Here is a 9,948-nt window from a genome sequence, read left to right on the forward strand (position 1 = left end):
GTTCGGGATGACGTATGAGCGGTGGGCCAGGGCGATGTCTGAGTGGCGGTTCAGGGCGACCTATGCGTCGTCAGCGTCTCGACGATCCAATCGATCACGCCCGGGCCGTTGGCATTCATGCAGACATCCGCCGGCGTGCCGTGGGACCAGCGTGGATCGACGAATTCGCGTGATTCCGGCGCCATCAATGTCTGTCCTTCGGCCAGGCCGTCGGTCACCACGCTCAAGTATCCCCGTTCGACGCTGAACAGATCGGGACGCAGCAGCCAGACTAGCGCGCAGCTATCGTGCGGGCAGCAGCCATCGATACCCAGCGCCTGCTGGTAGAAGTTTCGGTAGAACGCGTAGCTTTCACCCAGCACCTTCCCCAGCGCGCCTTGAGCCTCGACGATCCGCGCCATGCTCTGCGGATCCAGCACGCAGCGGTGAGTCGCATCCAGTCCGACCAGCGTCAACGGCCAGCTCGCTTCCAGCACTTTGGCAGCCGCGTGCGGGTCGTTGAAGATGTTGGCTTCGGCCACCGGCGTCACGTTGCCGCCTTCCCGGATCGACCCGCCCATCACCACGACCCGTTTGACCTTGTCGACCAGGCCGGGATCGAGCTGCAGCGCGGCGGCGAGATTGCCCAGCGGGCCGACGGCGACCAGCACCACCTCGCCGGGGCGGGCGTTGACCTGATCGACGATGAACTGCGCCGCACTCTGCTTCAGGGCCTGAGTCTCGATAGGGGGCAGTGAAATATCGCCCAGGCCGTTGTCGCCATGAATATGGCCTGGCGGCGGGTTCTTGGTCTTGACCAGCGGCGCGGCGGCGCCCTGGGCAACCGGAATCGATTGCCCGGCCAGCTCGGCCAGCAGCAACGCATTATGGGTCGCGACTTCTATCGTGACGTTGCCGAAAGTCGTCGTCAGACCCAGCAGTTCGATGTCCGGATGGGCGAGGGCGATGGCGATCGCCTGGGCGTCGTCGACACCCGGGTCGGTATCGAAAATGATCGGAGTTGGCATGATGGATTCCTGCATGGCAATTCAGTTGGCATGACCGGATGCAAGACCGGTCACTCGGATAATGCACGATGATCGGCGTACGAGCCGATCAAGGCGTGAGGGGCTCGAGCGAGAGCGCGGGCCACGCGTTCAGCGCGGATTCGACAGCCTTGGCGGTGGGGATGCTCGGCTCGGCACCGGCCTGTTGCACGCACAGTGCCGAAGCGGTCGTCGCCAGGCGCAGAGCCTGCTCGATCTCGTCGCCACGCTGTCGCGCGGCCATGAAGTAACCGATAAAGGTATCGCCGGCGGCCGTGGTGTCGACGGCCTCGACCTCGTGTGCCGCCATGGCGACACGTGTGCCCCGATACTGATAACAGACGCCATCGCCGCCAAGTGTGAGTACGATCTCGACGGCAGGCAGGCGCGCCGCGAGGGCATCGAGTAGCGTATCGACGTCGGCCGTTTCCGGTTGCTCGATTAGTGCCGCGGCCTCGCCACGATTGAGGAACAGAATCCGGCATAGCTCCAGCGGCAGATCGGGCACGTCAGCGGACAGCGGCGCCGGATTGAAGGCGATCGATAAATCGCTGTCTACCGCCAGACGCAGCATCGACTCCGCGGCGTTGCACTCGTTCTGCATCAGGACCCAGCTGCCCGCGCGTGCCGAGCCGACCAGCGTCTTCAGCCGGGCCTCGTCGAAACCGTGGTTGGCCCCGGGGTGGAGAATGATCGCGTTCTCGCCGGCATCGTCGACCTGGATCAACGCGTGACCGCTGGCGCCGTCCGTCAGCTCGACGTCCTGAATATCGACGCCGGCGTCGCCAAGCGCCCCCAGGGCCCAGCGATCGCTCTCGCCCAGACGCCCCCAGTGGGAGACGTTTCCGCCGGCACGCGCCAACGCCAACGATTGATTGGCACCCTTGCCGCCGAGCACCTGGCTCAGGCTGGTACTGGCCAAGGTCTCGCCGGGACGCACCAGATGGGGAACCCGGTAGACGTAATCGATGTTGATGGAGCCGTAGTTGTAAATCTTCGGTGTGTCTCGTGGCATCTCGTCTCTCCTAGCCCAACCAGCCGCGCAGATTGTCCGCCGTCAATTCGACGACTCGCTGACGCGCTTCCGGCGTGATCCAGGCATTGTGCGGCGTCACGATCAGATTGAGCGGCTCGGTCAGGGCGTCAAGCAGCGGGTGTCCATCACGGGGCGGTTCGCTGGGTAGGCTGTCGACAGCCAGCCCGCCCAAACGACGTTCGCGCAGTGCGGCAAGCGCGGCGTCTTCGTCGATGATGCCGCCCCGGGCGCAGTTGATCAGCAGCGCATCCGGTTTCATCATTGCCAGCGCCTCGCCATCGATGAGACCGCGAGTCGCTTCCGTCAGCGGGCAGTGCAGGCTCAGGACATCGGCCTCGCCGAGCAGCGTCGCCAATGCCGGTCGCGAATCATCAGCTTCACTGCCGGGGCGAGCGGAGAACGTCACGCGCATGCCGAAGGATTCTCCCAGCTTGGCAACGGCGGTACCCAGAACGCCGCTACCGACGATCACCAGATGCTTGCCGGCCAACTGCAGCGTGCGATGATCGAGCAGACAGAAGATATCGCTACGCTGCCAGGCTCCGGATTGCACCTCGTTCTGATAGCGAGGCAGTCTCGCCGCCAGGGCCAGTATCAACATCAGCGTATGCTGGGCGACGCTGGCCGTGCCGTAAGCCGTCACATTACGCACCACAATGCCGCGGCGCTCGGCGGCGGCCATGTCGATATTGTTGGTGCCGGTGGCCAGCACGCAGATCAGTTTCAGCGCGGGAAGGGACTCGATCAGTTCGGCATCGAGAACGACCTTATTGGTGAGGGCTACCGTCGCGCCCTCGAGTCGTTCCCGAGTCTGATCCGGAGCGGTAAGACGATGAATGTCGAGATCGTCGACGAGGGTGCGGATGGGGCCGAGATCGATATCGTCCCCCAGTGAAGCGGCGTCCAGAAGTACGGCTTTCATGCTTCTTTTCCTTATCTCTTGCGGGTCTCTCTGCGGTCTCGGGCGCTGTCGTATCACGATTGCTGCGTGCGAACGACGACATCGGCGTTATCAGCCGGTAATATTGCCCGCGACCGGCTGCTGCGCGCTATACTATGCGGCTTTCCTGCCCGGCTTGGAAAGGGTCGGTACGTCACCGCTCGGGCTGGGCGTCGAGAACATTCTCGCCGTCGCGCCGGCGGGAAACGGATAAGCGGGACTAGACAAACAGCTGGCGCCAGGCCGACAACCGGGTGGCGCCCGGATAACGCAAGGAAGTCGCCCATAGCGGGGCCTAGGCTTCCCGTAGCCAGAGAGTGATCAATCCATGCCCATTTACGAATATGAGTGCAAGGCTTGCGGCCATCGTCTGGAGAAGCTTCAGAAGATCAGCGCGCCGCCGTTGAAGGATTGCCCGACCTGCGAGCGCCCGGAACTCTCTCGCCTGGTGTCGGCGGCCGGTTTCAGGCTGGCCGGCGGCGGCTGGTATGAAACCGATTTCAAATCGGGCAGCAAGAAGAATCTCGTCGGTGACGCCGCCAAGCCGGCTTCGTCGAGCGAAAGTGGCAGCAAGTCGACAGGCGAAAGCAAATCGAGCGGTGAGAGCAAAGCGTCTGCCTGAGTCTTGTCTCCACGTTTTTAGGCTTCACATTTTTAAGCTTCACAATTCTAGGATCCAGCATGCGCAGTCATTATTGCGGCCGATTGAACGAGTCATTGATCGATCACGAAGTCACGCTTTGCGGGTGGGTGCATCGCCGCCGCGACCATGGCGGTGTCATTTTCCTCGACATGCGCGATCGTGACGGTATCGCTCAGGTGGTTGTGGATCCCGACACGGCCGAGGCCTTCGCCAATGCCGATCGAGCGCGCAACGAGTACGTGCTTCGCATCGTCGGTCGCATTCGCCTGCGTCCGGAAGGCACTCAGAATCCCAACATGCCGACTGGCATGATCGAAGTGCTGGCCAAGCAGGTCGAAGTCCTCAATACCGCCGCGACACCGCCGTTCCAGCTCGACGAGCACGGCAAGGTGGGCGAAGAGGTGCGGCTCAAGTATCGCTATATCGACCTGCGCCGCCCGGAGATGATCGAGCGCCTGCGTCTGCGCTCGCGGATCACCCACAGCGTGCGTGCCTATCTCGAGGATCATGGTTTCCTCGATATCGAGACTCCGATCCTGACTCGAGCGACGCCGGAAGGGGCCCGGGACTATCTCGTGCCGAGCCGGACCCACGATGGCCACTTCTTCGCGCTGCCACAGTCGCCGCAGCTGTTCAAGCAGTTGCTGATGGTCTCCGGCTTCGATCGCTACTATCAGATCGCCAAGTGCTTCCGTGACGAGGATCTGCGCGCGGATCGCCAGCCGGAATTCACCCAGATCGATATCGAAGCGTCGTTCATCGACGAGCAGGAGATCATGGGCACCACGGAGCAGATGGTGCGCCAGCTGTTCCAGGAAGTGCTGGATGTCGACCTGCCGGCGTTCCCGCGCATGCCCTATAGCGAAGCGATGCAACGCTACGGTTCCGACAAGCCGGATATGCGCATCCCGCTGGAACTGGTCGATGTCGACGACCTGATGCAGTCGGTGGACTTCAAGGTCTTCTCCGGTCCCGCCAAGGCCGACGACGGTCGTGTAGCCGCGCTCAAGGTTTCCGGTGGCGCCAAGCTGTCGCGCAAGGAGATCGATGAATACACCAAATTCGTGGGTATCTACGGTGCGAAAGGGTTGGCCTGGATCAAGGTCAACGAGCGCGCCAAGGGGCTCGAGGGGCTGCAGTCGCCGATCGTCAAGTTCATGGAAGGCATCGTCGAGCAGCTGCTGGATCGCGTCGGCGCTGAAGACGGCGATATCATCTTCTTCGGGGCCGACAGAGCGAAAATCGTCAACGAAGCGATCGGCGCGCTGCGCGTCAAGCTGGGCGAGGACCTCGATCTTTACACGGCCAAGTGGGCGCCGCTGTGGGTCGTCGATTTCCCGATGTTCGAAGCCGACGATAGCGGCCGCCTGTCGGCACTGCATCATCCGTTTACCGCGCCGTCCTGTTCGTCGGACGAGCTCAAGGCGTCGCCCGCCACGGCGCTGTCTCGCGCCTATGACATGGTGCTGAACGGCACCGAACTGGGTGGCGGTTCGATCCGTATTCACGATCAGGCCATGCAGCGCGCGGTGTTCGAAGTGCTGGGTATCGGCAAGGAAGAAGCCGAGGAGAAGTTCGGCTTCCTGCTCGACGCGCTGCAGTACGGTGCGCCGCCACACGGCGGTCTGGCCTTCGGCCTCGACCGGCTGGTGATGCTGATGACGGGATCACGGACCATCCGCGACGTCATCGCCTTCCCCAAGACGCAGAGCGCCGCCGACCTGATGACCGACGCGCCCGGCGAGGTCAGCAGCCAGCAGTTACGCGATCTGCATATCCGTCTGCGCCAGAAAGCGAAGCCCGAAAGCAGCGGCGAATAACGGCTTTCGACTTCACACGCCGGCGCCCTCAGGGGCGCCGGCGTTGTTTTGGCTGCAGTCGTCCAGGCTCGGCGGTAGTCTGGGATCCCGTGTCGGTGCTGCTCGACGTGGGCAACTTCATTACATTCATCGCTGCCAGTCGGGAGGTCATATTTCGATGAATCTGGGCCAGTGGATACAGGAATCCGGCGTTTGATTCTCTTGGGTATCGACCCCGGATCGCGGATAACCGGCTACGGCGTGATCGATGTCTCCGCCAAGCCACGTTATATCGCCAGTGGCTGCATTCGTATCGACGGCGAAGATCTGGCCCAGAAGCTGGCACGGGTCTATGCCGGCGTGAGCGAATTGATCGGCCTGTATCGGCCGGCAGAATTCGCCATCGAGCGCGTGTTCATGGCCAAGAATGCGGACTCCGCCCTCAAGCTCGGTCAGGCTCGTGGCAGCGCGATCGTCTGCGCGGCAAATCATGGTCTACCGGTCCACGAGTATGCCGCGCGTCAGGTCAAGCAGGCCATCACCGGCAACGGCGGTGCCGACAAGTCGCAGATCCAGCATATGGTGACGGCGATACTCTCCCTGGATGCGCCGCCACCGGCCGATGCTGCCGATGCGCTGGCGATCGCGCTGACCCATGGATACGCCCGCCAGGGCTTGTTGGCGGTGTCTCCGCAGCGCCGCGGAAAACCCTCTCGGGGCGGGCGCTGGCGAGACTTCAAGCCGGATTGACAGAGGCGTCATAACAGCGCCTCGGGTAGCTAGTCAGTTGAATCGGCTATGCGTATAGTGGACGCCGTCGGAGTAAGGACACGAATGGCATGATTGGACGTTTGCACGGCACGCTGTTGGAGAAACACCCCCCCTGGATCGTCATCGATGTGCAGGGCGTTGGCTACGAGCTCGAGACCTCGATGACCACTTTGGTTTCGCTGCCCGGCGCCGGGGAAGCTGTGCGCCTCTATACGCATCTCAGCGTGCGTGAGGATGCCCATCTGCTTTACGGTTTTTCCCACGACGAAGAACGCCAGCTGTTTCGCGCCCTGATCAAGGTCAACGGTGTCGGCCCCAAACTGGCACTGGCCATTCTGTCGGGAATGGATACCGATGCGTTCATCCACTGCGTGATGGAAGGCGACAGCAAGGCGTTGACCAAGCTGCCTGGCGTCGGCAAGAAGACCGCGGATCGCCTGATCGTCGAGATGCGTGATCGCTTCCCGCATTGGCAGGAAGGACAGGCGTCGTTGCTGGGCAGCGAGAATGCCGCCACGATGACGCCGGCCGACCCGCTGGCCGATGCCGAGGCCGCGCTGGTCACGCTGGGTTACAAGCCAACGGAAGCATCGCGCATGCTGTCCGCGCTGGACAAGACGCTCCCTACCGAAGCGCTGATCAAAGCGGCGCTGTCACGCCAGCTGGCCGGATAACCCGCTCATGATTGAACCCGACCGTCTGATTGCGGCACCGCCGCAGCAAGGCGAGCAGCAGGTCGACCATGCCATTCGACCACGCCGACTCGCTGACTATATCGGCCAGCCTCGCGTGCGCGAGCAGCTGAACATCTTCATTGCCGCGGCGCGTCAGCGTGAGGACACGCTCGATCATACCCTCGTGTTCGGCCCGCCGGGGCTGGGCAAGACGACCCTCGCCAACATCATCGCCACCGAAATGAACGTGGACATCAAGTCGACTTCAGGCCCGGTGCTTGAGCGCGCCGGTGACCTGGCCGCGATGCTGACCAACCTTCAGCCGGGCGACGTGCTGTTCATCGACGAGATCCACCGGCTTCCCGCCGCAGTGGAAGAAGTGCTGTATCCGGCGATGGAGGATTTTCAGCTGGATATCATGATCGGCGACGGCCCGGCGGCCCGATCGATCAAGCTGGATCTGCCGCGGTTCACGCTGGTCGGCGCCACGACTCGGGCGGGGCTTCTGACCTCGCCATTGCGCGACCGGTTCGGCATCGTGCAGCGACTCGAATTTTACGCCGTCGACGAATTGACCGAGATCGTGTCGCGCTCCGCCCGGCTGCTGGGCGTACCGGCCGACGTCGAAGGCGCCCGGGAAATTGCCCGACGCGCTCGCGGCACCCCGCGTATCGCCAACCGGCTGTTGCGACGCGTGCGTGACTTCGCCGAGGTCAAGGGCGACGGGCGGGTCAACGCGGTGGTAGCCGATCAGGCGCTCAACATGCTCAACGTCGATAGCCACGGGCTGGATCACATGGATCGGCGACTGCTGCTGGCGATGATCGAAAAGTTCGATGGTGGGCCTGTCGGTGTCGACAGCCTGGCCGCGGCTATCAGCGAAGAACGCGACACCATCGAGGACGTCATCGAGCCCTACCTGATCCAGCAGGGCTTCATGATGCGCACCACCCGAGGCCGGGTCGTCACGCGGTCCGCCTACACGCATTTCGGCATCGCGCCTGACGACAAGGCGCCGGACGATAACGCCCCCCGCAATGACCGGACGCCTGCAGGCGCCGGGCAGAATTCGTCGATGGGCGGGGGTCAGGTCGGCAATGAGTGAATTCATGTTTCCGGTGAAGGTCTATATCGAAGATACCGACGCCGGTGGCATTGTGTACTACGTTAACTATCTGAAATTCATGGAGCGCGCGCGCAGCGAATGGTTGAATGCGCGCGGCTTCGGTCAGCGTGGGTTGATAGAGAAGGGCGTGCAGCTGGTGGTTCATTCGCTGAGTTGCCGCTATGCACGCCCGGCGCGACTCGACGACCGGCTGGAAGTGACGGCCAAGGTCAGTCGACTGTCGGCCTGCTCGTTACAATTCGAGCAGGCCGTACGGTACGACGGGGATACATTATGCGAAGCGACGGTCGATATTGCCTGTGTCGATGCGCAACGCCTGAAACCGATGCGTTGGCCCAGCGAACTCCGCGCGGTGCTGACGTCAGACATTCCAAGCCAGTGATTCGAGGATTTTCGTGAACGACTCCATGTCCATCCCCCATCTGATCATGAACGCCAGTCTGGTGGTCCAGCTGGTCTTGCTCCTGCTGTTGGCCGCATCCATCGCCTCCTGGGTTGTCATCTTTCAACGCAGTTTCGCGCTGGCTCGTGCCAGGAAAACGCAGAAAGCGTTCGACGAGCGCTTCTGGTCGGGCGTCGATCTCAACGAACTCTACCGGGATGTTCCGGAAAACTACGAAGCGCAGGGCTCCGAGCACGTCTTTCGTGCCGGCTTCCGCGAGTTCAATCGGCTGATGCCCAAGACGCGCAGCAGCGAAGCCGTGCTGGACGGCGTGCAGCGCTCGCAGCGAGTAGCGCTCTCTCGTGAAGAGGATCGACTCAACGCCAACCTTACGCTGTTGGCGACCGTGGCCTCGGCGAGCCCTTATATCGGGCTGTTCGGGACCGTCTGGGGCATCATGGGGTCCTTCCAGAGCCTATCGATGGCCCAGCAGGCGACACTGTCGACCGTGGCGCCGTGGATCGCAGAGGCACTGGTGGCAACCGCGATGGGGCTGTTCGCCGCGATTCCCGCGGTCATTTTCTATAACCGTCTATCGGCCATCGCCAGTCGCCTGCTCGGCGAGTACGAAGATTTTGCCGAGGAATTCCATTCGATCCTGCACCGTAACCTGCAAGGTCGCGGCAGCAATCAAGCGTCCTGAGGCGGAGGTTCAACATGAGTGGACCCTACAGCCGCCGTCAACGGCGCAAACCGATGGGCGAAATCAACGTCGTTCCGTTCATCGACGTCATGCTGGTGCTGCTGGTGATCTTCATGATCACCGCGCCGATGCTGACCCAGGGCGTGAAGGTCGATCTGCCTCAGGTCACATCGGAACCGATCGACACCGATGAGCAGGAGCCGATCATCGTCTCGGTCGACAGCCAGGGCGAGTACTATATTTCGCTCGGCGAGGAAGACAAGCCGGTGACACTGGAGACCGTCGGCGATCAGGTCGTGGCGATTCTCGAGCGCAAGCCGGATACCCCGGTCATGGTGCGTGGCGACCAGAATGCCTCCTACGGCCAGGTCGTAACGCTGATGAGTACACTGCAGATGGCAGGTGTGGCGAACGTCGGATTGATTTCCGAGCCGCCCCATGGCGACAAAGGGTAACCGCATGGCGAAGCGAAACCGCCGAGTCGGTTACGGCCTGCCCGTCGTTCTGGCGATCGTCGTTCATGTCGCGGCGCTGTTATTGACGATGTTGCGCTTGCCGGAGAGTGAACCGACACCGAGCTCCTCGTCCGTCGTACAGGCGACGCTGGTCAGCGACGTCACCGTCACGGATCAGGCCCAGTACGCCAAGGAGGCGCGGGCGCGAGCGGCTCAGCGACAGGCAGAAGAGGCGGCTCAGCAGGCGGCCGAACAGCAGTCGCAGGAAGAAGCACAGCAAGCAGCCGAACAGCAGGCTCAAGAAGAGGCGCAGCAGCAGGAAGCCGAGCGCCAGGCGGCTGCCGAGCAGGCCGAAGCGGAATCCGAGCGTCGCCAGCAGGCGGCGAAAGAGGCC

General features: G+C 62.7%; 11 protein-coding genes and 1 pseudogene. 9 read left to right on the plus strand and 3 right to left on the minus strand.

Annotated elements, in window-relative coordinates:
• Nucleotides 1-50: 50 nt before the first annotated feature.
• From BTW08_RS17740 to BTW08_RS17750, 3 genes are all read right to left on the minus strand, one after another.
• The gene (locus BTW08_RS17740; protein ID WP_075563845.1) at nucleotides 51-1,007 is read right to left on the minus strand and encodes a nucleoside hydrolase; all 957 of its coding nucleotides are present in this window, start codon (nucleotides 1,005-1,007) and stop codon (nucleotides 51-53) included.
• Between the two features lie 88 nt (nucleotides 1,008-1,095).
• Nucleotides 1,096-2,040 carry a ribokinase gene (locus tag BTW08_RS17745; RefSeq protein ID WP_075563825.1) on the minus strand — a complete coding sequence of 315 codons (945 nt, stop codon included), beginning with the start codon at nucleotides 2,038-2,040 and terminating at the stop codon, nucleotides 1,096-1,098.
• 10 nt (nucleotides 2,041-2,050) lie between these two features.
• On the minus strand, nucleotides 2,051-2,983 hold the full coding sequence (locus BTW08_RS17750) for a D-2-hydroxyacid dehydrogenase (protein WP_075563826.1): 933 nt from the start codon (nucleotides 2,981-2,983) through the stop codon (nucleotides 2,051-2,053).
• A 346-nt stretch (nucleotides 2,984-3,329) separates the two neighbouring features.
• Here BTW08_RS17750 and BTW08_RS17755 point away from each other — a divergent pair, with 346 nt between their 5' ends.
• The 9 genes and pseudogenes from BTW08_RS17755 to BTW08_RS17795 all read left to right on the plus strand — a co-directional run.
• The gene (locus tag BTW08_RS17755; protein WP_075563827.1) at nucleotides 3,330-3,623 is read left to right on the plus strand and encodes a zinc ribbon domain-containing protein; all 294 of its coding nucleotides are present in this window, start codon (nucleotides 3,330-3,332) and stop codon (nucleotides 3,621-3,623) included.
• Nucleotides 3,624-3,682: 59 nt separating this feature from the next.
• The gene (gene aspS / locus BTW08_RS17760; RefSeq protein WP_075563828.1) at nucleotides 3,683-5,464 is read left to right on the plus strand and encodes an aspartate--tRNA ligase; all 1,782 of its coding nucleotides are present in this window, start codon (nucleotides 3,683-3,685) and stop codon (nucleotides 5,462-5,464) included.
• Nucleotides 5,465-5,656: 192 nt separating this feature from the next.
• Nucleotides 5,657-6,193, plus strand: coding sequence for a crossover junction endodeoxyribonuclease RuvC (gene ruvC / locus BTW08_RS17765; protein ID WP_075563829.1), 537 nt, complete (start codon nucleotides 5,657-5,659; stop codon nucleotides 6,191-6,193).
• Nucleotides 6,194-6,282: 89 nt separating this feature from the next.
• Nucleotides 6,283-6,888 (plus strand): Holliday junction branch migration protein RuvA, encoded by a 606-nt coding sequence (gene ruvA / locus BTW08_RS17770; protein WP_075563830.1) that lies wholly within the window; start codon nucleotides 6,283-6,285, stop codon nucleotides 6,886-6,888.
• 7 nt (nucleotides 6,889-6,895) lie between these two features.
• On the plus strand, nucleotides 6,896-7,993 hold the full coding sequence (gene ruvB / locus BTW08_RS17775) for a Holliday junction branch migration DNA helicase RuvB (RefSeq protein WP_083627965.1): 1,098 nt from the start codon (nucleotides 6,896-6,898) through the stop codon (nucleotides 7,991-7,993).
• A 4-nt stretch (nucleotides 7,994-7,997) separates the two neighbouring features.
• Nucleotides 7,998-8,396, plus strand: a complete 399-nt coding sequence (ybgC, locus tag BTW08_RS17780; RefSeq protein ID WP_246837791.1) for a tol-pal system-associated acyl-CoA thioesterase — start codon at nucleotides 7,998-8,000, stop codon at nucleotides 8,394-8,396.
• Between the two features lie 25 nt (nucleotides 8,397-8,421).
• Nucleotides 8,422-9,099: a protein TolQ gene (tolQ, locus tag BTW08_RS17785; protein ID WP_188113767.1), complete on the plus strand. Its 678-nt coding sequence runs from the start codon at nucleotides 8,422-8,424 to the stop codon at nucleotides 9,097-9,099.
• Nucleotides 9,100-9,113: 14 nt separating this feature from the next.
• Nucleotides 9,114-9,554: a protein TolR gene (tolR, locus tag BTW08_RS17790; protein WP_075563833.1), complete on the plus strand. Its 441-nt coding sequence runs from the start codon at nucleotides 9,114-9,116 to the stop codon at nucleotides 9,552-9,554.
• Nucleotides 9,555-9,558: 4 nt separating this feature from the next.
• A pseudogene (locus BTW08_RS17795) lies at nucleotides 9,559-9,948 on the plus strand (protein TolA); the annotation flags it as partial.

The organism is Salinicola sp. MH3R3-1 (assembly GCF_001937155.1).
Classification (GTDB): Bacteria; Pseudomonadota; Gammaproteobacteria; order Pseudomonadales; family Halomonadaceae; genus Salinicola; species Salinicola halophyticus.

Bases quoted from the DNA above. Each gene is read 5' to 3' on its own strand.
- tolQ (WP_188113767.1), top strand. From the start codon at position 8,422: ATGTCCATCCCCCATCTGATCATGAACGCCAGTCTGGTGGTCCAGCTG.
- BTW08_RS17745 (WP_075563825.1), bottom strand. From the start codon at position 2,040: ATGCCACGAGACACACCGAAGATTTACAACTACGGCTCCATCAACATC.
- ruvB (WP_083627965.1), top strand. From the start codon at position 6,896: ATGATTGAACCCGACCGTCTGATTGCGGCACCGCCGCAGCAAGGCGAG.
- ybgC (WP_246837791.1), top strand. From the start codon at position 7,998: ATGTTTCCGGTGAAGGTCTATATCGAAGATACCGACGCCGGTGGCATT.
- BTW08_RS17740 (WP_075563845.1), bottom strand. From the start codon at position 1,007: ATGCCAACTCCGATCATTTTCGATACCGACCCGGGTGTCGACGACGCC.
- ruvA (WP_075563830.1), top strand. From the start codon at position 6,283: ATGATTGGACGTTTGCACGGCACGCTGTTGGAGAAACACCCCCCCTGG.
- aspS (WP_075563828.1), top strand. From the start codon at position 3,683: ATGCGCAGTCATTATTGCGGCCGATTGAACGAGTCATTGATCGATCAC.
- tolR (WP_075563833.1), top strand. From the start codon at position 9,114: ATGAGTGGACCCTACAGCCGCCGTCAACGGCGCAAACCGATGGGCGAA.
- BTW08_RS17755 (WP_075563827.1), top strand. From the start codon at position 3,330: ATGCCCATTTACGAATATGAGTGCAAGGCTTGCGGCCATCGTCTGGAG.
- BTW08_RS17750 (WP_075563826.1), bottom strand. From the start codon at position 2,983: ATGAAAGCCGTACTTCTGGACGCCGCTTCACTGGGGGACGATATCGAT.